This window comes from Cupriavidus respiraculi (assembly GCF_914271545.1).
GTDB classification, from domain to species: Bacteria; Pseudomonadota; Gammaproteobacteria; order Burkholderiales; family Burkholderiaceae; genus Cupriavidus; species Cupriavidus respiraculi.
The window spans coordinates 45264-65271 of record NZ_CAJZAH010000007.1 but is presented as its reverse complement, the minus strand read 5'-3'; the positions used below and the strand labels follow the sequence as shown (position 1 = coordinate 65271).

The window sequence follows — 20008 nt, the reverse complement described above, 5'->3', positions numbered from 1 at the left end:
TTCGGCAATTAGAAACGCTCGCGGCGCACGGCTGAATAGGAAATGCCTCAAGCTGCGGCTTCAACAAATTCTGACTAACGGTCCGGGCCGGGCCGCCCTTACGATGCCCGGGACCGCTTCGCCGCTGCAGGCCGCGTGGCGGTCCCCGTCAACGACCAAGCGGCGCGCCGGTGCCGGCCGTCCGCGTCAGGAGAAACCGCCATGAAGATCGCCGCCCTGGAGGACGACCCGACCCAGGCCCTGGTACTGGAGCAGACGCTGACCCTGGGGGGACATCGCTGCATCCGCTTTCGCGAGGGCCGCGCGCTGATGCAGGCGCTGCGCCGCGAGTCGTTCGACATGCTGCTGCTGGACTGGGAGGTGCGCGGCATCGCCGCCCGCGACGTGCTGCTGTGGGTGCGGCGCACGCTGGGTCCGCGCCTGCCCGTGATGCTGCTCAGTGGCGCAGCCGACGAAGGGCATGTGTGTGGATGCCTGGCCGACGGCGCGGACGCGCACGTGGTCAAGCCGCTGCGGCGCGCGGAGTTCGGGGCGCGGGTCCATGCGCTGGCGCGCCGCACCGCTTCGTGCGCGCTCGAGCGTTTCGACCTGGCGGTAGGCGCGTACCGGTTCGCGACCGCCGACCGGCGTGCCTATGTCAATGGGCGGCCGGTGTCGCTGGCGCCGAAGGAATTCGACCTGGCGATCCTGCTGTTCCGCCATCTCGGGCAACTGCTGCTGCGCCGGACCATGATCGAGGCCGTGTGGCGCCGCCAGGTGCCCGACGGTTCGCGCACGCTCGACAGCCATCTGTCGCGGGTGCGTACCAAGCTGGCGCTGTGGCCGCACAACGGCGTGCGGCTCTCGACCATCTATGCGGTGGGCAACCGGCTGGACGTGGTGCCCGCGCGCTGAGGGCGCGGGCGGCGGGCTTACTCGGCCTTGATGCCGGCTTCCTTGACGATGCGGGCGTTGTCCTCGTACTCCTCGCGGATCGCGCCGGCGAACTGCGCGGCCGTGCCGCCGGTCGGCACCTCGCCGCCCTTGAGCAGGCGGTCGCGCACCTCGGGCGAGGACAGCGCCTTGTTGAGCTCCGCATTGAGGCGCGCCACGATCGCGGGGGGCGTCTTGGCCGGCGCGAACACGCCGAAGGTCGAAGTCAGGTTGGCCTTGGGAAAGCCCAGTTCCGCGAAGGTGGGCACAGCGGCCATCGATTCGATGCGCTTCGGCGCGCCCACCGCCAGCGCGCGCAGGCGGCCGGCCTGCATCTGCTGCGTCAGCGCCGGGCTGGCGTTGGTGCTCATCACCTCGAACTGGCCGCCGAGCGCGTCGTTCAACTGCTGGCCGGCACCCTTGTACGGGATCAGCGTCAGGTCGGCCTGCGCCTTCGACTTGACCTGTTCCAGCACCACATGGCCCACGGTGCCGAGCCCCGAGGTGGCCCAGCGCACCGTGCCGGGCTTGGCCTTGGCCTGCGCGACCAGGTCCTGGAAGCTCTTGCCGGTGAAGGCCGGCGTCGCCACCACCACGACCGGGGAATACATCACGCTCATCACCGGCGCGATATCGCGCTGGGGATCGTAGTTGACGCGCCCCACGTGCGGGTTCAGCGTCAGCGGGCTGGTCGACGAGAAGCCCAGCGTGTAGCCGTCCGGCGCCGCCTTGGCCACCGCGTCCATGCCGATGCTGCCGCCCGCGCCCGCCTTGTTTTCCACCACCACCGACGCGCCCATCTGGTCGGACAGGCGCTCGCCGAGCGCGCGCGCCACGGTATCGCTGATGCCGCCGGTCGGATAGGCCACGATCAGCCGGATGGGCCGCGAGGGATAGGGATCGGCGGCGTTGGCGGCGGGCGCTGCAACCGCGGCGGCCGCGCTGGCGATCAGCGTGGCGGCCAGCCTGCGAGTGGAAATGGAAATAGCCATGGCGGAAAGGGAGACGATGGAAGAGACGGCGCGCGGGCCGGCGCCCGCGCCGGCCGCTATCTTAGCCGAAGCGCTCAGCCGGGCGGGGCCGGGGCGCGCTCCGGCACCCAGGAGACGAACAGTTCGTTGGCGCGATCGTACAGGCGCCAGCCGGTGCCGCATTCCCGGCAGACGAAGCTGAGCATGCTGAAGGGCACGCCGGCCGCGCTCTGGCTGACCAGCGGCGCGGTGTGCCTGAGCGCCAGGCGCTCGTGCGGCTCGCGCCGGCGCGCGTCGGCGGCCAGCGCGACACAGTGGCCGCAGGCGGAGCCGGGCAGGGCGGGGCGGGGGATGGGCGGGCCGGAGGGCGCGCTGGAAGGAACGGCGGACGTCATCCCGCCATGATGCCGCAAATCCGGCGCGATCTGCGGCGTTGCACGAATGTTGGGCCGACGGGCCGCTCAGGCGGCGAGGTAGCGCTCGACCAGGCGGGTCCAGAAGGCCGCGCCCACGGTCAGGTTGTCGTCGTTGAAGTCGTAGCCGGGGTTGTGCAGCAGCGGCCGGCCGGCGCCGTTGCCCAGCCGCACATAGCAGCCCGGGCGCTGCTGCAGGAAGTACGAGAAGTCCTCGCTGCCGGAGATCAGCGGAATCTGCGGCACCACCTTGTCCGGGCCCACCAGTTCCTCCGCCACCTGGCGCGCGAACGCCGTCTCGCGCTCGCTGTTGACCACCACCGGATAGCCCGGCCGGTAGTCGATGTCGACCTCGGCGCCGTAGCCCTCCACGTGCGCCCGCACCAGATTGCGGATCCGCGTCTCCAGTGTCGCGCGCACCTCGGGGCTGAACGAGCGCACGCTCATCTCCAGCGTCGCGCTCTCGGGAATCACGTTGGGCGCGTGCCCCGCGTGCAGCGAGCCGATGGTGACCACCGCGGTTTCATTGGGATCGATATTGCGCGCCACGATGGTCTGCAGCGCCATCACCAGGCTGCCGGCCACCAGGATCGGATCGATCGCGTGATGCGGCCGCGCGGCGTGGCCGCCCTTGCCGTGGATGCGGATCGTGACCGTGTCGCACGCGGCCATCATCGGGCCGGTGCGGAACATGAAGGTGCCGGCGGCCACGCCCGGGTGGTTGTGCAGGCCGAAGATGGCGTCGCAGGGAAATCGCTCGAACAGCCCGTCGGCCAGCATGCGCTGCGCGCCGCTGAGCCCGATGCCGATTTCCTCGGCGGGCTGGAAGATCAGATGGACCGTGCCCGAGAAATTCCGCGTGCGGGCCAGTTGACGAGCCGCGCCCAGCAGGATCGCGGTGTGGCCGTCATGGCCGCAGGCATGCATGGTGTTGGCGCAGACGCTCGCGTACGGCAGGCCGGTGGTCTCCTGCATCGGCAGCGCATCCATGTCCGCCCGCACGCCGACGCTGCCGCTGCCCACCCCGTTGCGCAGGGTCCCGACCACGCCGGTGCCGCCCACGCCGCGCGTCACCTCGTAGCCCCATTGCTCCAGCCGCGAGGCGACCAGCTCGGCGGTACGCACCTCCTGGAACGCCAGTTCGGGATGCTGGTGCAGCGTGCGGCGGATCGCCTGAAGCTCGTCACGGCTGTCGGCGGTATCCGCGAGTTCGCAGAAACGGGGAGCAAGAAAGACGGGGTCGGCTTCTGACATGGACTCTGCTCGTGCAAGCGAATGCTGATGAAGAACAGTATTCCACGCTATACCGCGCGGTGAAACGCAAACGGGCCGTTAAGACGTAAATGAGTGTTGCACTGTTGCGAACGGGGGACGGTTCGGCGAGCGCAGAAGGCAACAGATGGAACCGCAGGTAACGACGCGGAACTCGAGCCCTTGCGAGCCATCAGAGGCGATGCCCCTCGCGAGGGCACCGCAGGTGGTGCATCCCTGCTCGCAGCAGGGTTTCTCCGTCGCCGCGGCTCGGCTAGAGCTGCGTGTCGTAGGCAACCACGGCCTGGCTCTGCTCGCCCAGTCCGTCAATGCCCAGGCGCATGGTGTCGCCGGCCTTCAGGAAGCGTGGCGGCTTGAAGCCCATGCCCACGCCGGGCGGCGTGCCGGTGCAGATCAGGTCGCCGGGATGCAGGGTCATGAAGCGGCTGACGTAGCTGACCAGCGTCGCGACATCGAACACCATGGTCGCGGTGGTGCCGTCCTGCACGCGCTCGCCGTTGACGTCCAGCCACAGCCGCAGCGCCTGCGGGTCGGGCACCTCGTCGCGCGTGACGAGCCACGGCCCGACCGGGCAGAAGGTGTCGCAGCCCTTGCCCTTGTCCCAGGTGCCGCCGCGCTCGATCTGGAATTCGCGCTCGGAGACGTCGTTCACCACGCAATAGCCCGCCACATGGTCCAGCGCCGCCTCGCGCGGCACGTCGCGGGCGCGCGTGCCGATCACCACGCCGAGTTCCACCTCCCAGTCGGTCTTGACCGAGTCCCGCGGCAGCATGACGGGATCGTCCGGGCCGTTCAGCGAGCTGGTGGCCTTCAGGAACACGATGGGCTCGGCCGGCAGCGGCATGCCGGCCTCGGCGGCGTGGTCGGCGTAGTTCAGGCCGATGGCGACCACCTTGCCGATGCCGGTCCACGGCATGCCGAAGCGGCCGGCCTGCGCCAGCGGCAGCGTCTGCGGGTCCAGCGCCGCCAGCTTCGCCAGCCCCTGCGGCGACAGCACCTCGGGCGTGACGCCGCCAATGACGCCCGACAGGTCGCGCACGCGCCCGCCTGCATCGATCATGCCGGGCCGTTCTTCGCCGGGCGCGCCAGTTCTCACCAGTTTCATCGTGCTCCTCTTGTCGTGCGCAGGGGGAAAGGGGCTCAGCGCGGCGCGGCGAGCAGCTGCTCGATCCTGGCCACCAACTGCTTGTCGCTGGGCGAGACCTTGCTGCCGTAGCTGCCGACGACCCGGCCGTTGCGGTCGAGCAGGTACTTGTAGAAGTTCCACTTGGGGGTATCGCCGCTTTCGCGCGCCAGCAGGGCGTACATGGGATTGGCGTCGGCCCCGCGCACATGGGTCTTGGCCATCATCGGGAACTTGACGCCGTAGGTGTTGTAGCAGAAGTCGGCGATTTCCTTGGCCGACCCGGGCTCCTGCGAGAAATCGTTGGACGGGAAGCCCAGCACCACCAGCCCGCGCTCGCGGTATTTGGCGTAGAGCGCCTCCAGTCCCTCGTATTGCGGCGTGAAGCCGCAATAGCTGGCGGTGTTGACCACCAGCACCACCTTGCCCGCGTACTGGCACAGGTTCTGGGGCGCCTCGTCCTGCAGGCGGGGGAAGCGGAAATCCAGCGTGGCCGGGCACGAGCCCGATGCGGCGGTGGCCGGCTGGCCCGGCCGGGCGGCAGCGCCCGCGGCCGGTTCCGCGGCGGCGGCGCCGAACGAGACGGCGGCGCACAGCAGCGCGGCCGCGCAATGGGAAAGGGGATGCCCGAGGGCGGGCGGATTGGCACGGCGCATGGCGAAACACTCCGTCGGTCGAACTCGCCGTAGTGTACGCCCGCGCACGCTGCCGGACGGCCGCGGCCAGGCCGCGCGCAAGGTCATTCCAGCGCGGCCGTGGCGGCGTGTTCGGCCACGCCGCTGCGCAGTTCCACGTCCGGCATGCGACGCACGATCAGCAGCGCGAGCAGCGCGGCGGCCGCTCCCGCGGCGAAGATCAGCTGGAAGCCGGACTCCACGCCGGCCGCCAGCATGTGTTGCACGGCGGGCGGCAGTTGCGCGAACGCTTCGCTGCCGTGGCGCAGCGCGCCTAGGTCCAGCGCCCGGCCCACGCCCGAGGCGGCCAGCGCGCGGCGAAATTCCAGCGTGAGCAGCGTGCCGGCGAGCGCCCCGCCGAAGGCGCTGCCCAGCGAGCGCAGCACCAGCAGGGCGCCGGTGCCCGCCCCGGTGTCGCGCCGCTCCAGCACGTTCTGCACGGTGATCAGGGTGCCGACCATGCCCATGCCGACGCCGATGCCGCCCACGATCATCGCCGCCAGCACGAGTGCCAGGGCGGTGGCGGGCGTCATCGCGGCCAGCGCCGCCAGGCCCAGCGCCGTCAGCGCGAAGGCGCCGGTCAGGATGCCGCGCATGCGGCCCAGGCGCGGGGCCAGCGCCGCCACCACGAAGTTGCCGGCCACGGTGGCCAGCAGGAACGGCACCACCAGCATGCCGGAGCGGGACGCATTGGCGCCGCGCACCAGCTGGAAATGCAGCGGCAGCGTGAAGATGCACAGGAACAGCACGAGCGCGGCCAGCGCCGACGCGCCCACGCCCATCACATAGCCGCGATTGGAAAACAGCCGCGGGGGGAGCATCGGATCGGCCGCGCGCCGCTCGCGCCAGACCAGCGCCAGCGTCGATGCCGCGCAGGCCAGTGCCAGTCCGCCCATGGGCGCGGACAGCCAGTCGTAGACATCGCCGCCCCAGCTCATCGCCAGCAGGAAGGCGACGATCGTGCCGGTCAGCAGCAAGGCGCCCAGCCAGTCCACGGGATTCCTGACGCCGTGCGCCTGCAGCTGGCGCAGGCCGCGATGGCACATCCACATGGCCACGAGGCCCAGCGGCAGGTTGATCCAGAACAGCCAGCGCCACGAGACGTGGTCGGACACCCAGCCGCCCACCAGCGGCCCGGCCACCGAGGCCACCGCCCAGACGCTGGCAAGGTAGCCCTGGTAGCGCCCGCGCTGGCGCGGCGCCACCACATCGGCAATGGCCGCCTGGGCCAGCGACATCAGCCCGCCGCCGCCGATGCCCTGCAGCGCCCGGAACAGGATCAGCTGCTCGAGCGAGCGGGCCAGCGCGCAGGCGAGCGACGCGACGATGAACAGCGCGATCGCCACCATCAGCAGCTGGCGCCGGCCATAGGTGTCGGACAGCTTGCCGTACAGCGGTGTGGTCACCGTCGAGGTGATCAGGTACGCGGTGACGATCCACGACAGCTGCCCGAAGCCGTTCAGGTCCTGCGCGATGGCCGGCACGGCCGGAATGACGACGGTCTGGTCCAGCGCGGCCAGCAGGATGCACAGCACGATGCCGCCGATGACGCGCATGATGGCCTGGTGGTTCAGCGGGCGGTCGAGCGGTCCCGGTACGCGGTGCGCGGGGGACGATGCGGAGACGGAAGGGCGAGCGGTGGGGTCGAGCGGAGGACGAACGGGAGGCTGGGACGCGGGCATCGGTAATACGTGGCGGGCATGCGCGGCATCGCGCGCTGGCGGGGGCGATGCCTGCCCGGCGTCGGCGGATGGGGCTGCAAGATGCGCCTTGGCGGCGCGATTCGCGGGGAAGGGGCCATTATAGGCGCCTGCCCGCGATCACGCCCGTCATCGCCGATGCATCGCCAATGCATCGACCAGGCTTCGACGATTTGCTGCCTGCCGCGGGCGAATCGGCGCCGCTTCAGCGCGCGCCGGCGATGTACTGCTCCAGCTGCTCGATGATGAAGCGCTGCTCCGAGATGATGTCCTTGACCAGATCGCCGATCGACAGCATGCCGATCAGCTCGTCGCCGTCCATGACCGGCAGATGGCGCAGGCGGTGCTGGGTCATCAGCGCCATGCAGTCGTCGGTGGTCTGGTCCGCGCGCACGTAGATCACCGAGGACGTCATGATGTCGCGCACCAGCGTCTCGCGCGAGGTGCGCTGCATCAGGATCACCTTGCGGGCGTAGTCCCGTTCGCTGAGGATGCCGACGATGCGGCCGTGCTCCATCACCAGCAGCGCGCCGATGCCCTTCTCGGCCATGATCTGCAGCGCCGCGTAGACGGTGGCGCCGGGCTGGATGCTGTAGATGGCCTGAGTCGGCTTGGTTTCCAGGACTTGGCGTGCGGTTTTCATCATCCACTCCGTGAGGTCGAAAGGAATGACGGCGCGCCGCGGTCGACGGGCCGCCCAGCCAGCGCCGACCGGCGACGCAGCACTATCTGCCGCTTTCAGCTTAGCAAAGTATCGATCGGCATCCCAGGGTGGCGTAGAAGATTCATGTGGGACCGGCCGCACGCCGCCCCGGGGGCCGGCCTCAGGCCCGCGCCGCGCTGCGCCGCGCGGGCAGCTCGCGCGGCTCCCATCCCAGCGTATCGAGCAGCGCCGCGGCCGCGGCCGGCGCGCGCTCCTTCGCGCCGTTGATGAAGAACACGAACACGTCGCGCTGGCGCCGGGCGGGCGCCTTCTCCTCGATGCGCGGCAGATCCTGCGGCACGCCGCCGGCGGACCATTCGCGCGCGCGCGTGGACCATTCCTCGATGGCCCGGGGCGCATAGCCGGTCTTGCGCTGCGCCTCGCTGCGCATCAGCCGGACATAGACCAGGTCCGCAGTCAGGTCGGCGAAGGAGGGAAACTTGGGCGAATCCGTGAACACCGTGGCGGCCTTGTACTTGCGCGCCAGCTTCAGGTACTCGGCGCTCATGAAGCTGGGGTGGCGCACCTCCAGCACATGGCGCAATGGGCGGCCTTCCACCTCGGCGGGCAGCAGTTCGAGGAAGCGCTCGAAGTCCTCGGGGTCGAACGCCTTGGTCGGCGCGAACTGCCACACGATCGGCCCGAGCTTGGCGCGCAGCTGCGCGATGCCGCTGCCGATGAAGCGATCGATCGATTCGCCGGCCTCGGCCAGCACGCGCCGGTTCGTCGCGTAGCGCGAGGCCTTGACGGCGAAGACGAAGTCCTCCGGCGCGGTGTCATGCCACTTGGCGAACGACGCGGGCTTCTGCGTGCCGTGGTAGGTGCTGTTGATCTCGATCGCGCTGACGTGGCGGCTGGCGTATTCGAGCTCGCGCGTCTGCGCCAGTCCCGCGGGATAGAAGTTGTCGCGCCACGGTTCGTAGTTCCATCCCCCGATGCCGACGCGGATATTGGCGGGGCCGGCTGGCGCCTTGGAGGCGCCGGACTTGGCGGTCATGATGGTCTCCTGTTCTCGTGCTTCAGCCCTGGTTGCGCTCGGCCTCGTCCGGCGGCGGGTACTTCTTCGCGTTCAGCGCGAGCTTGGCTTCGACCGCGGCGTTCAGGTCCACGTCGAGCGCGCTCGCCAACTGCGTCAGATAGAGGAAGATGTCCGCCAGCTCGTGCCGGACGTGCTCGCTCTCGGCGGTACCCATGATGGCACGCGATTGCGCCTCGGTGCTCCACTGGAAGATCTCCACCAGTTCGGCCACCTCCACGCTGAGCGCCATCGCGAGATTTTTCGGCGAGTGGTAACGCTGCCAGCCGCGCGCGCGGACGAATTCCGCCAGCACGCCCTGCAACGGTTCGATGTCGATCAGCTTCACGTCGGCTCCTGTCTTTCTCGCCGGGCCGCAGTCCTCGCCCCCGGCATCCCCGTCTTTATATCGCGTTTACACCCCGCGCCTGTCTCTCTACACCGTTTTTACGTCCGCCTCCCTAAGCTGCAAGCCTTGAATGGACACCGGGCTATCCCGCCATGGACGCACTCTATTGCACCTTGCTGTTACTGCTCGGCGCGCTGACCGGCGCGCTGCTACCGCTGTGCGCGGCGCTCGACGCCGGCACGCCGGGCGGCGCCGCCGCCGGCCAACCCGTGGCCGGGGAGGTGCGCTGATGGACTGGACCGATTTGCTCGCGGCCGCGCTGGCGCTTGCGCTGCTGCCCTATCTGCTTGCCGCGCTGCTGCGTCCGGAGGCCTTCTGATGTCGGGACAATTCCTCGGACTGCTGCTGCTGTACCTGGCCGTGCTGCTGGTGCTCGCGCCGCTGTTGGGCCGCTATCTGCGCGTGGCGATGGAGGATGGCGAGAGCCGCGCCACCGCCTGGGGCCGCCCGCTGGAGCGTGCGCTGTACCGCCTTGCCGGCGTGCGGGCCGACGCGGGCATGGGCTGGCGCCACTATGGGCTCAGCCTGCTGGCGTTCAACGTGCTTGGCGTGCTCGCGGTCTACGCGCTGCAGCGCCTGCAGGGCGTGCTGCCGCTGAACCCGCAGGGCTTCGGCGCGGTATCGCCCGATTCCGCCTTCAATACCGCCATCAGCTTCGTGAGCAACACCAACTGGCAAGGCTATGCGGGCGAGGCGACGATGAGCTATCTAACCCAGATGCTGGCGCTGACGGTGCAGAACTTCGTCTCCGCGGCCACCGGCATCGCGGTGGTGTTCGCGCTGATCCGCGGCTTCGCGCGGCAGGGCGCGGCGACGCTCGGCAACTTCTGGGTCGACATCACGCGCTGCACGCTGTACGTGCTGTTGCCGCTGTCCACGGTGGTCGCGCTCGTGCTGGCGAGCCAGGGCGTGATCCAGAACCTGGACCCGTACAAGGAGGTGGCGCTGGTCGCGCCGGTAACCTACGACGCGCCGGTGCTCGACGCGGCCGGCAACCCTGTGACCGATGCGGCCGGGCAGCCGCAAACGCAGCCGCTGACCGCGCGGACCCAGACGATCGCGATGGGCCCGGTTGCCTCGCAGGAAGCCATCAAGCTGCTCGGCACCAACGGCGGCGGCGTCTTCAACGCCAATTCGGCGCATCCGTTCGAGAACCCCACGGCGCTGGCCAACTTCGTGCAGATGCTGGCCATCCTGCTGATTCCGGCCGCGCTGTGCTTCGTGTTCGGCGAGATGGTCGGGGACCGGCGCCAGGGTGTGGCGGTGCTGGCGGCCATGACCGCGATCTTCGTCGTCATGGCCTGCTTCGCGGCGGCGGCCGAGCGGGGCACCGGCACGGCGCTGGCCGGACTGCCGCTGGACCATGCCGCCTCGGCGCTGCAGGCCGGCGGCAACATGGAAGGCAAGGAAGCGCGCTTCGGCATCGCGGCGAGCGCGCTGTTCGCGGTCATCACCACGGCGGCGTCGTGCGGCGCGGTCAATGCCATGCATGACTCGTTCACCGCGCTCGGCGGCATGGTGCCGATGGTGCTGATGCAGCTGGGCGAGGTCGTGTTCGGCGGCGTCGGCTCGGGCCTCTACGGCATGCTGGTCTACGCGGTGCTGGCCGTGTTCGTGGCCGGCCTGATGATCGGCCGCACGCCCGAATACCTCGGCAAGAAGATCGAGACCTTCGAGATGAAGATGACCGCCCTCGCGATCCTGGTCACGCCGCTGCTGGTGCTGGCCGGCACCGCCATCGCGGTGATGGCCCAGGCCGGGCGCGCCGGCGTGCTCAATCCGGGCACGCACGGCTATGCGGAGATCCTCTATGCGCTGTCGTCGGCCGCCAACAACAACGGCAGCGCCTTCGCCGGCCTGTCCGCCAACACGCCGTTCTACAACGTGCTGCTGGGCGTGGCGATGTGGCTGGGCCGCTTCGCGGTCATCGTGCCGGTGCTGGCGATGGCCGGTTCGCTGGCGGCCAAGCGGCGCCTGCCCGCCGGCGCGGGAACGATGCCCACGCACGGCCCGCTGTTCGTCGCCTTGCTGGTCGCCGCCGTGCTGATGGTGGGCGCGTTGACCTATATCCCGGCGCTGGCGCTCGGGCCCGTGGCCGAGCACCTGCAAGGCGCCGCGGCCGCCGGCCACCCGGTCCCCTGACATCCCCCATCACGGCAGCGGGCGGCGGCGTCCAGCGCGGCGCGCCGCCCGCCGCGAAACGCGGAGAAGAGCGTATGCAGCAGCAATCCCTGGCCACGGCGCGCGGCGCCGATGGCGTTCATCGGACCGATGCGGCGCCGCCGCCGGTCTCGTCCCCGATCCCCGGCAAGGCGTTCACGGCCGCGCTGATCCGTCCGGCGCTGGTCGCGGCGGTGCGCAAGCTCTCGCCGCGCCAGCAGCTGCGCAACCCGGTGATGTTCGTGGTCTACGTCGGCAGCCTGCTGACCACACTGTTGTGCGTGCGGGCGGCATGGGCACCGGCGGGCGGCGAATCGTGGGGCTTCGTGCTCGCGGTGACGGTCTGGCTGTGGTTCACCGTGCTGTTCGCCAACTTCGCCGAGGCGCTGGCCGAAGGCCGCAGCCGGCAGCAGGCGCAGGCGCTGCGGGGGCTCAAGACCACCGTGATGGCGAAGGTGCTGCTCCCGGGCCGCCCGGCGCACGCGCGCGCCACCGAGCCGCGCGCCGCGGCCGCGCTGCGCCGGGGCGACGTGGTGCTGGTGCAAGCCGGCGATACGATTCCCGGCGATGGCGAGGTCGTCGAGGGTGTGGCTTCGGTCGACGAGAGCGCCATTACCGGCGAGTCCGCGCCGGTGATCCGCGAGTCCGGCGGCGACTTCTCGTCGGTGACCGGCGGCACGCGCGTGCTGTCGGACTGGATCGTGGTGCGCATCACCGCCAATCCCGGCGAGACCTTTATCGACCGCATGATCGCCATGGTCGAGGGCGCGAAGCGGCAGAAGACGCCCAACGAGCTGGCGCTGACCATCCTGCTGGTGAGCCTGACCATCGTGCTGCTGATGGCCACCGCCACGCTGCGCCCGTTCTCTCTGTACAGCGCGATGGTGGCGCAGGCCGGCGTGCCGGTGACCGTCACCGTGCTTGTCGCGCTGCTCGTCTGCCTGATCCCCACCACCATCGGCGGCCTGCTGTCGGCCATCGGCGTGGCGGGCATGAGCCGGATGATGGCGTCCAACGTCATCGCTACATCGGGGCGCGCGGTGGAGGCGGCGGGCGACGTCGACGTGCTGCTGCTGGACAAGACCGGCACCATCACGCACGGCAACCGCCAGGCCGCGCGCTTCATTCCCGCACCGGGCGTCGATGCCGCGCGGCTGGCCGAGGCATGCTGGCTCGCGTCGCTGGCGGACGACACGCCGGAAGGCCGCAGCATCGTCGCGCTCGCCCGGCAGGGGCAGGCGCACGCCGCGCCGCCCGCCGCGCCCACGGAGGTGGACTTCGTCGCCTTCAGCGCGCAGACGCGCATGAGCGGCGTGGACTTGCGCGGGAGCGCAGAGGCGACGGGCGGCATGCAGGCGGTGCGCTCGCTGCGCAAGGGCGCGGCGGACGCGGTGCGCGGCTACGTCGCCGCGCGCGCCGGCAAGTTTCCCGATGCGGTGTCCCGGGCGGTGGAGGAGGTCGCGCGTGCCGGCGGCACGCCGCTGGTGGTGGTGGAGTCAGCCGGTACCGGCGACGGCACCGGCGCCGATGTGCGCGTGCTGGGCGTGATCGAGCTCAAGGACGTCGTCAAGGCCGGCATCCGCGAGCGCTTTGGCGAGCTGCGCCGCATGGGCATCCGCACCGTGATGATCACCGGCGACAACCGCCTGACCGCCGCGTCGATCGCCGCGGAGGCGGGCGTGGACGACTTTCTCGCCGAGGCCACGCCCGAGGCCAAGCTGCGGCTGATCCGCCAGTACCAGGCCGAGGGCCGGCTGGTGGCGATGACCGGCGACGGCACCAACGATGCCCCGGCGCTGGCGCAGGCGGATGTGGCCGTGGCGATGAACAGCGGCACCCAGGCGGCCCGCGAGGCGGCCAATATGGTGGACCTGGACAGCAATCCGACCAAGCTGATCGAGATCGTGGAGATCGGCAAGCAGATGCTGATGACGCGCGGCGCGCTGACCACCTTCAGCGTCGCCAACGACCTGGCCAAGTACTTCGCCATCATCCCGGCCGCGTTCGCCACCACCTATCCGCAACTGGGCCTGCTCAACGTGATGGGCCTGGCCACGCCGGCCTCGGCCATCCTGTCGGCCGTGGTCTTCAACGCGCTGATCATCGTGGCGCTGATTCCGCTGGCGCTGCGCGGCGTGCGCTACCGCCCGCTGGGCGCGGCGGTGCTGCTGCGGCGCAATCTGCTGGTCTACGGGCTGGGCGGCATCGCCGTGCCGTTCGCCGGCATCAAGGCCATCGACATGGTCATCGCCGCGCTGGGCTGGGCCTGACGCTTTCTCATGTGCTGTTTCGCTGGAACCCCTCACCATGACATCGACTTCCATCCATCGCGCGACCGCGGAGCCGGCGCCGCGCCAGAGCCTGCTGCGTCCGGCGCTGACGCTGTTCGCGGTCCTCTCGATCGTTACCGGACTGCTCTATCCCGGCGCGGTCACCGCCATCGCCCGTATGGCTTTTCCGCACGAGGCCGGCGGCTCGCTGATCGAACGCGACGGCAAGACCGTCGGCTCGGCCTGGATCGGCCAGCCGTTTTCCGACCCGCGCCATTTCTGGGGCCGTCCGTCGGCGACCGCGCCCATGCCCTACAACGCCGCGGCGTCGTCGGGCTCGAACCTGGGGCCGAGCAATCCGGCGCTGGCCGAGGCCGTGCGCGCGCGCATCGCGGCGCTGCGCGCCGCCGATCCGGACAACCGCGAGCCGGTGCCGGTGGACCTGGTGACCGCCTCGGGCAGCGGCCTCGATCCGCATATCAGCCCGGCGGCCGCGCGCTACCAGGCGGCACGCGTGGCGCGGCTGCGCGGCCTGGAACGCGAGCGTGTGCTCGCGCTGGTGCAGGACCATACCGAGCCGCCGCCGCTGGCCGTGCTGGGCGAGCCGGTGGTCAACGTGCTGCGGCTCAATCTGGCGCTGGACGCGCTGCAATAGCGCCGGGTGCGCGGCGCGCGGGCGTGGCAGAATCGCGTCCGTGACTCGGCCCGGCCGTGCGCCGCCGCGCCGGCGCGCCGTGCCCCCGCGCTCCAATGCGCCACCGACCCGCTGAGCCGCCTATCCGAATGCCAGACGCCGCCCGGCGCGACCCCTCCGAACGGCCCGATCCCGATGCGCTGCTGCGCCGCGTGCAGGCGGAGCACACGCGCGCGGCGCGCGGCAAGCTGCGCGTGTATTTCGGCGCGTCGGCGGGCGTCGGCAAGACCTACGCCATGCTGAGCGCGGCGGTGACGCTGCGCGAGCGCGGGGCCGACGTGCTCATCGGCGTGATCGAGACCCACGGCCGCGCCGACACCGCGGCGCTGGCCGCCGGCCTGGAGCGGCTGCCGATGCGGGCCGTGCCGTACCGCGGCCGCACGCTGCAGGCGTTCGACCTGGACGCCGCGCTGGCGCGCCGGCCCGCGCTGCTGCTGGTCGACGAGCTGGCCCACACCAACGTGGCCGGGGGCCGGCATCCCAAGCGCTGGCAGGACATCGACGAACTGCTGGCCGCCGGCATCGACGTCTGGACCACGGTCAACGTCCAGCACCTGGACAGCCTGAACGAAGCGGTCGGCGGCATCACCGGCATCCGCGTGCGCGAGACCGTGCCCGATGCCGTGTTCGACCAGGCCGACGAAGTGGTGCTGGTGGATCTGCCGGTGGACGAGCTGCTGCGCCGCCTGGAGGAGGGCAAGGTCTACCTGCCGGAGCAGGCCCGCGAGGCCGCCCGCCACTTCTTCCGCAAGGGCAACCTGATCGCGCTGCGGGAACTCGCGCTGCGCCGTACCGCGGAGCGGGTGGACGACGACGTGCAGGCCTACCGCCACGCGGCGTCGGTGCAGCCGGTATGGCGCACGCGGGAGGCGGTTCTCGCCTGCGTGGGCCCCGGCGCCGACGCGGAGCAGGTGGTGCGCGGCGCGCGCCGGCTCGCCCGCCAGCTTGGCTGCGACTGGCATGCGGTGACCGTGGCGACGCCGCGCCTGGTGCGGCGCGACGACGGCGCCATTCCCGCCGCGATGCGGCTGGCCGAGGAACTGGGCGCGCGCACCGCGACGCTGGCCGGCGCCGACGTGGGCGCCGCGCTCGCCGGTTATGTGCGGCGCCATAGCATGACCAAAGCCGTGCTCGGACGCTCGCCGGCGCCGCTGCCGTCCGCGGCGGACGGCCACCGGGGCTGGCGCGCCCGGCTGGGGGACGCGATGCTTCGGCCGCTGGACTGGCGCTGGGCGCGTGCCGGCCGGCCCGGCACGGCGCGCGCGCTGGCGCAGCGCTGCCCCGATATCGATGTCGTCCATGTGGCACGCGAGGACGTGGCCGGCGCCGCGCGTGCGCGCGCTGCTGCCGAGGCGCCGCTTGCGCCCGCCGGCGCGCGGGGACGCGACTATCTGTGGGCCGCCGCCTGGTGCCTGGGCGCCACCGCGCTGTCGGCGCTGGCGCGGCCGCTGTTCGACCCGGTCAATATCGCCATGCTGTATCTGGCCGCCGTGGCCGGCGTGGCGCTGCGCCACGGGCGCGGCCCCGCCGCGCTGGCCTCGCTGCTGTCGGTGGCGGCCTTCGACTTCTTCTTCGTGCCGCCGCGGCTGTCGTTTGCCGTCGGCGACGTGCAATACCTGCTCACCTTCGTCGTGCTGCTCGCCGTGGGCCTGGTCATCGGGCAGCTCACCGCCGGCCTGCGCGAGCAGGCCGAGGTGGCGGTGGGGCGCGAGACCGAAGCGCGCACGCTGTACGAACTCGCCCGCGAGCTGTCGGGCGCGCTGACCGCGGACCAGATCGTCGAGGTCGGCGGTCGCTTCCTGCGCGCCGCCTTCGACGCCGAAGTCGCGGTCTTCCTGGGGCCGGCCGGCGGGCGGGTCGAGCTGGTGCGCGAGGACGCCGCGCCGGGCGGGGAGCACCCGGGCGACGGCGAGGCCATCGACCCGGTGCTGGCGCAATGGGTGTTCGATCATGGCCAGGCCGCCGGCACCGGCACGGGCACGCTACCGGGCAGCACCGTGCTGTACCTGCCGCTGAAGGCGCCGATGCACACGCGCGGGGTGCTGGCGGTGGAGGCGCGCGCCTGGCAGCGGCTGGCTCAGCCGGCCGCCCGGCGGCAGGCCGAGATGTTCGCGACGCTGATGGCGGTCGCGCTGGAGCGGCTGCACTACGTCGAGGTCGCGCAGCAGGCGCTGGTGTCGATCGAGTCCGAACGGCTGCGCAGCTCGCTGCTCGCGGCGGTGTCGCACGATCTGCGCACGCCCCTGACCGGCCTGATGGGCATGGCCGAGAGCCTGCAGCGCGATGGCGCCGCGCTCACGCCGCGGCAGGCCGTCACGGTGGCCGCGATCCGCGAGCAGGCCGCCCGCATGCGGGCGATGGTGGTCAACTTGCTGGACATGGCGCGCCTGCAGGGCCGGGCGGTGCCGCTGCGGCGCGAATGGCAGTCGGCCGAGGAACTGGTCGGCGCGGCGCTGGCCGGCATGCGCGAGGCGCTGGCGGGCCATCCCGTCGCCGTGTCCGCTCTGGCCGCGCTGCCGCTGGTCCAATGCGATGCCGTGCTGATGGAGCGCGTGCTGTGCAACCTGCTGGAGAACGCCGCCAAGCACACGCCCGTGGGCACCGCGATCCGCATCGGCGGGCGCGTGGCCGACGCCGAGGTCTGGCTCACGGTCGAGGATGACGGACCCGGCGTGCCGCGCGGCCAGGAACGGGCCATCTTCGAGACCTTCCATCGCGGCGGCCGCGAGTCCGCGACCGCGGGCGTGGGCCTGGGGCTGGCGGTTTGCGAGGCCATCATGCAGGCGCATGGCGGCCGCATCTGGGTCGAACCGGCCCACCGTGCCACCGGCTCCGGAACCGGCGGCGCGCGCTTCGTCGTGGCGCTGCCGCGCGGGGAGCCGCCCGCGGTGGAACCCGAGCCGCCCGCCATCACCCCCCTGGAGCCGGAGCCCCGCTGAATGCCATTCGAATTTGCACCCAGCGTGCTGCTGGTCGAGGACGAACCCCATATCCGCCGCTTCGTGCGCGAGGCGCTGCAAGCCGAGGGCTGCACCGTGCACGAGGCCGAGTCGCTCAAACGCGGATTGACCGAAGCGGGCACGCGCCAGCCCGACCTGGTGATCCTGGATCTGGGTTTGCCCGACGGCGACGGCATGGCGCTGATCCGCACCGTGCGCACCTGGACCGAGGTGCCGGTGCTGGTGCTGTCCGCCCGCACCGCGGAGGCCGACAAGATCGCGGCGCTCGATGCCGGCGCCGACGACTACCTGACCAAGCCCTTCGGCGTAGGCGAACTGGTGGCGCGGCTGCGCGTGCTGCTGCGCCGGCACGCGCGCGGCAATCCGCAGGGCAGCCCGCAACTGGTGCTGGGCGATGTGCAGATCGATCTGGTCAACCGCCTGGTCACGCGCGACGGCGAACCCGTGCACCTGACGCCGCTGGAATACCGCCTGCTGTCGGTGCTGATCGCGCATCGCGGCAAGGTGCTGACCCACCGCGAACTGCTGCGCCAGGTCTGGGGGCCCTCGCATGCGGACAGCAGTCACTACCTGCGCGTCTACATGGGCCATCTGCGGCACAAGCTGGAGGCCGATCCGGCACAGCCGCGCTTCCTGCTGACCGAGGTCGGCGTGGGGTATCGGTTCGTCGGCTGAAGCGCGCGACGCGAGCCATTACCGCAACGGATGTTGCGGGCGGAATGTCAGCGTGCCTCATTACTGGCGTGAATGATTGAGTGTCACGACGCGCGGCAGTTCGGCTGCGCCGCCAGCGCGTGCCCGCTTCCGCCCCCTCACGCCGGCTCCTACACTGGCTGGGAAGCGCGACCCAATGTGGAGCCACCCATGCCGATCCCCCGCCGCCTTGCCAGCCGCGCCGCCTGCGCGCTTCTCGTCTGCACCGGCTGGCTCGGCGCGAGCGCGGCGCCGCGTCCTCCGCAACCGGCCGAAGCCATGACGCGCCAGGCGGTGGCCGCCTACGAGGCAGGGGCCTTCGACGCCGCGCTGCGCGACTTCGCGCAGGCGGCGCGGCAGGGCAACCGGCTGGCGCAGTTCAACTACGCCATGATGCTGCTGCGCGGCGATGGCACCGCCCCGCGCCCGCAGGAGGCGCTGGGCTGGCTGAAGAAGGCGGCGGACAACGAGATGACGCACGCCCAGTTCACCTGGGGCGAACTGCACGAGCGCGGCGACCTCGTGGCCAGGTCGCTGCCCGAGGCCAACCGCTGGTACGAGAAGGCGGGGCAGGGCGGCCATGTGCAGGCGCAGGTGGCGCTTGCCACCAACTACTTCACCGGCCGCGGCGTGGACCGCGACTATGCCAAGGCGTTCGAGTGGTATCGCCGCGCGGCGACCGCGGGCGACGGCGGCGCGCAATACATCGTCGCCAGCTATTACGAGCGCGGCGAACCGGGCGTGGTGGAGCAGGATATCGAGCAGGCCAAGATCTGGTACGCGCGCTCGGCCGCGCGGGGCGATCCCGGCGCCATGGCCAAGCTGCGCGCGTTGCTGGAGCAGACCGTGCGCGCGCGCCCGCCGGGAGCGATGTAGCGCGGCGCCGCTAGGTCTGGATCAGCCGCTTCTGCCGGGAAATGCTCATCAGGATGCCGATGCCCATGCCCAGCGTCACCAGCGCGGTGCCGCCATAGCTGATCAGCGGCAGCGGCACGCCGACGATGGGCAGGATGCCGCTGACCATGCCCATGTTGACGAAGGCATAGGTAAAGAAGATCAGCGTCACCGCGCCGGCCAGCAGGCGCGAGAAGTGCGTCGGCGCATTCGCCGCGATATAGAGTCCGCGGAAGATCAGCAGCAGGTACAGGATCAGCAGCACCGCGTTGCCGACCAGGCCGAACTCCTCGGAGTACACCGCGAAGATGAAGTCGGTGTGCTTCTCCGGGATGAACTCCAGGTGGGTCTGCGTGCCCTTGAGCCAGCCCTTGCCCAGCGTGCCGCCCGAGCCGATCGCGATGGTCGACTGGATGGTGTGGAAGCCCTTGCCGAGCGGGTCGGTGGTGGGGTCCAGCAGCGTGCAGACGCGGTGCTGCTGGTAGTCGTGCAGCACCGGCCAGTTCACGCCAGGCGCGCACATGTCGTGTTCGAACGTGACCAGCGCGGTGATCAGCGTGATCGCGATCGCCATCACCGGCAGGATGATCTTCCACGACAACCCGGCGAAATAGATCACGTACAGCCCGGCCGCCAGCACCAGCAGCGCGGTGCCCAGGTCCGGCTGCTTGGCGATCAGCCCCACCGGTATGCCCAGCAGCACCGTGGCCACGATGAAGTCGAACCAGCGCAGCGTGCCTTCGCGCTTCTGGAAGTACCACGCGAGCATCAGCGGCATGGCGATCTTCATCAGTTCCGAGGGCTGGATCACCATGCCCACATAGAGCCAGCGCCGGGCGCCCTTGCGGATCAGCCCGAACATGGCCACCGCGATCAGCAGCGCCACGCCGACGGTGTACAGCGGCACCGCCGCCCGCATCAGCGTCTGCGTCGGCAGGTACGCGATGATCCACATCACCACATAGGACAGCAGGATGTTGCGCAACTGGTCCTCGACGCGCCCGGGTACGTCGACCGAGGCGGAGTAGAGCGCCACGATGCCGGTGGCGAACAGCAGGAACACGATCAGCGCGAGCGGCTTGTCGAAGCCGGTCAGGAACGTCTTGACGAGGGACAGGGCGCGGCGGCGATCCATCTGCGCCTCC

Annotated in this window: 19 protein-coding genes; 9 read left to right on the top strand and 10 right to left on the bottom strand. The window is 71.0% G+C overall.

Translation table 11 applies throughout. From position 1 onward, the window contains the following. Positions 1-201 precede the first annotated feature (201 nt). Positions 202-894, top strand: coding sequence for a response regulator transcription factor (locus tag LDO27_RS22390; protein ID WP_222202923.1), 693 nt, complete (start codon positions 202-204; stop codon positions 892-894). Positions 895-911: 17 nt separating this feature from the next. Here LDO27_RS22390 and LDO27_RS22385 read toward each other — a convergent pair whose 3' ends face one another. From LDO27_RS22385 to LDO27_RS22345, 9 genes are all read right to left on the bottom strand, one after another. Continuing rightward, positions 912-1904 carry a Bug family tripartite tricarboxylate transporter substrate binding protein gene (locus LDO27_RS22385; RefSeq protein ID WP_224044067.1) on the bottom strand — a complete coding sequence of 331 codons (993 nt, stop codon included), beginning with the start codon at positions 1902-1904 and terminating at the stop codon, positions 912-914. Positions 1905-1978: 74 nt separating this feature from the next. After that, positions 1979-2278 carry a hypothetical protein gene (locus LDO27_RS22380; protein ID WP_224044065.1) on the bottom strand — a complete coding sequence of 100 codons (300 nt, stop codon included), beginning with the start codon at positions 2276-2278 and terminating at the stop codon, positions 1979-1981. Between the two features lie 66 nt (positions 2279-2344). Continuing rightward, positions 2345-3550 carry a M20 aminoacylase family protein gene (locus LDO27_RS22375; protein WP_222202919.1) on the bottom strand — a complete coding sequence of 402 codons (1206 nt, stop codon included), beginning with the start codon at positions 3548-3550 and terminating at the stop codon, positions 2345-2347. A gap of 271 nt (positions 3551-3821) precedes the next feature. After that, on the bottom strand, positions 3822-4673 hold the full coding sequence (locus LDO27_RS22370; RefSeq protein ID WP_224044063.1) for a fumarylacetoacetate hydrolase family protein: 852 nt from the start codon (positions 4671-4673) through the stop codon (positions 3822-3824). Positions 4674-4708: 35 nt separating this feature from the next. Then, on the bottom strand, positions 4709-5347 hold the full coding sequence (locus LDO27_RS22365) for a glutathione peroxidase (protein WP_224044062.1): 639 nt from the start codon (positions 5345-5347) through the stop codon (positions 4709-4711). Positions 5348-5430: 83 nt separating this feature from the next. Beyond that, positions 5431-6921, bottom strand: a complete 1491-nt coding sequence (locus LDO27_RS22360) for an MDR family MFS transporter (RefSeq protein ID WP_224044060.1) — start codon at positions 6919-6921, stop codon at positions 5431-5433. Between the two features lie 349 nt (positions 6922-7270). Then, positions 7271-7708, bottom strand: coding sequence for a CBS domain-containing protein (locus tag LDO27_RS22355; protein ID WP_224044058.1), 438 nt, complete (start codon positions 7706-7708; stop codon positions 7271-7273). A gap of 181 nt (positions 7709-7889) precedes the next feature. Then, positions 7890-8765, bottom strand: coding sequence for a DUF72 domain-containing protein (locus LDO27_RS22350; RefSeq protein ID WP_224044056.1), 876 nt, complete (start codon positions 8763-8765; stop codon positions 7890-7892). 22 nt (positions 8766-8787) lie between these two features. Then, positions 8788-9132, bottom strand: a complete 345-nt coding sequence (locus LDO27_RS22345) for a nucleotide pyrophosphohydrolase (RefSeq protein WP_224044055.1) — start codon at positions 9130-9132, stop codon at positions 8788-8790. A gap of 152 nt (positions 9133-9284) precedes the next feature. Here LDO27_RS22345 and LDO27_RS22340 point away from each other — a divergent pair, with 152 nt between their 5' ends. The 8 genes from LDO27_RS22340 (at position 9285) to LDO27_RS22305 (ending at position 18845) form a co-directional block, all read left to right on the top strand. Continuing rightward, a complete protein-coding gene (locus tag LDO27_RS22340) occupies positions 9285-9422 on the top strand; it encodes a hypothetical protein (RefSeq protein ID WP_224044052.1) in 138 nt (45 codons plus the stop codon). Beyond that, positions 9422-9511: a potassium-transporting ATPase subunit F gene (locus tag LDO27_RS22335; protein ID WP_222202905.1), complete on the top strand. Its 90-nt coding sequence runs from the start codon at positions 9422-9424 to the stop codon at positions 9509-9511. The genes LDO27_RS22340 and LDO27_RS22335 overlap by 1 nt, the downstream gene beginning before the upstream one ends. Then, complete coding sequence (gene kdpA / locus LDO27_RS22330) at positions 9511-11334, top strand: potassium-transporting ATPase subunit KdpA (protein ID WP_224044051.1); 1824 nt, start codon at positions 9511-9513, stop codon at positions 11332-11334. The genes LDO27_RS22335 and kdpA overlap by 1 nt, the downstream gene beginning before the upstream one ends. Positions 11335-11408: 74 nt before the next feature. Then, positions 11409-13622, top strand: coding sequence for a potassium-transporting ATPase subunit KdpB (gene kdpB, locus LDO27_RS22325; RefSeq protein ID WP_224044049.1), 2214 nt, complete (start codon positions 11409-11411; stop codon positions 13620-13622). 37 nt (positions 13623-13659) lie between these two features. Continuing rightward, positions 13660-14277: a potassium-transporting ATPase subunit KdpC gene (gene kdpC / locus LDO27_RS22320; protein WP_224044048.1), complete on the top strand. Its 618-nt coding sequence runs from the start codon at positions 13660-13662 to the stop codon at positions 14275-14277. 128 nt (positions 14278-14405) lie between these two features. Beyond that, complete coding sequence (locus LDO27_RS22315; RefSeq protein WP_224044047.1) at positions 14406-17255, top strand: sensor histidine kinase; 2850 nt, start codon at positions 14406-14408, stop codon at positions 17253-17255. Continuing rightward, positions 17256-17951, top strand: coding sequence for a two-component system response regulator KdpE (gene kdpE / locus LDO27_RS22310; RefSeq protein WP_224044046.1), 696 nt, complete (start codon positions 17256-17258; stop codon positions 17949-17951). Between the two features lie 189 nt (positions 17952-18140). After that, on the top strand, positions 18141-18845 hold the full coding sequence (locus tag LDO27_RS22305; protein ID WP_222202887.1) for a tetratricopeptide repeat protein: 705 nt from the start codon (positions 18141-18143) through the stop codon (positions 18843-18845). Positions 18846-18855: 10 nt separating this feature from the next. Here LDO27_RS22305 and rodA read toward each other — a convergent pair whose 3' ends face one another. After that, a complete protein-coding gene (gene rodA, locus LDO27_RS22300) occupies positions 18856-19998 on the bottom strand; it encodes a rod shape-determining protein RodA (RefSeq protein WP_222202886.1) in 1143 nt (380 codons plus the stop codon). Positions 19999-20008 lie beyond the last annotated feature (10 nt).

Bases quoted from the DNA above. Each gene is read 5' to 3' on its own strand.
- LDO27_RS22390 (WP_222202923.1), top strand. From the start codon at position 202: ATGAAGATCGCCGCCCTGGAGGACGACCCGACCCAGGCCCTGGTACTG.
- LDO27_RS22385 (WP_224044067.1), bottom strand. From the start codon at position 1,904: ATGGCTATTTCCATTTCCACTCGCAGGCTGGCCGCCACGCTGATCGCC.
- LDO27_RS22380 (WP_224044065.1), bottom strand. From the start codon at position 2,278: ATGACGTCCGCCGTTCCTTCCAGCGCGCCCTCCGGCCCGCCCATCCCC.
- LDO27_RS22375 (WP_222202919.1), bottom strand. From the start codon at position 3,550: ATGTCAGAAGCCGACCCCGTCTTTCTTGCTCCCCGTTTCTGCGAACTC.
- LDO27_RS22370 (WP_224044063.1), bottom strand. From the start codon at position 4,673: ATGAAACTGGTGAGAACTGGCGCGCCCGGCGAAGAACGGCCCGGCATG.
- LDO27_RS22365 (WP_224044062.1), bottom strand. From the start codon at position 5,347: ATGCGCCGTGCCAATCCGCCCGCCCTCGGGCATCCCCTTTCCCATTGC.
- LDO27_RS22360 (WP_224044060.1), bottom strand. From the start codon at position 6,921: ATGCGCGTCATCGGCGGCATCGTGCTGTGCATCCTGCTGGCCGCGCTG.
- LDO27_RS22355 (WP_224044058.1), bottom strand. From the start codon at position 7,708: ATGAAAACCGCACGCCAAGTCCTGGAAACCAAGCCGACTCAGGCCATC.
- LDO27_RS22350 (WP_224044056.1), bottom strand. From the start codon at position 8,765: ATGACCGCCAAGTCCGGCGCCTCCAAGGCGCCAGCCGGCCCCGCCAAT.
- LDO27_RS22340 (WP_224044052.1), top strand. From the start codon at position 9,285: ATGGACGCACTCTATTGCACCTTGCTGTTACTGCTCGGCGCGCTGACC.
- LDO27_RS22335 (WP_222202905.1), top strand. From the start codon at position 9,422: ATGGACTGGACCGATTTGCTCGCGGCCGCGCTGGCGCTTGCGCTGCTG.
- kdpA (WP_224044051.1), top strand. From the start codon at position 9,511: ATGTCGGGACAATTCCTCGGACTGCTGCTGCTGTACCTGGCCGTGCTG.
- kdpB (WP_224044049.1), top strand. From the start codon at position 11,409: ATGCAGCAGCAATCCCTGGCCACGGCGCGCGGCGCCGATGGCGTTCAT.
- kdpC (WP_224044048.1), top strand. From the start codon at position 13,660: ATGACATCGACTTCCATCCATCGCGCGACCGCGGAGCCGGCGCCGCGC.
- LDO27_RS22315 (WP_224044047.1), top strand. From the start codon at position 14,406: ATGCCAGACGCCGCCCGGCGCGACCCCTCCGAACGGCCCGATCCCGAT.
- kdpE (WP_224044046.1), top strand. From the start codon at position 17,256: ATGCCATTCGAATTTGCACCCAGCGTGCTGCTGGTCGAGGACGAACCC.
- LDO27_RS22305 (WP_222202887.1), top strand. From the start codon at position 18,141: ATGCCGATCCCCCGCCGCCTTGCCAGCCGCGCCGCCTGCGCGCTTCTC.
- rodA (WP_222202886.1), bottom strand. From the start codon at position 19,998: ATGGATCGCCGCCGCGCCCTGTCCCTCGTCAAGACGTTCCTGACCGGC.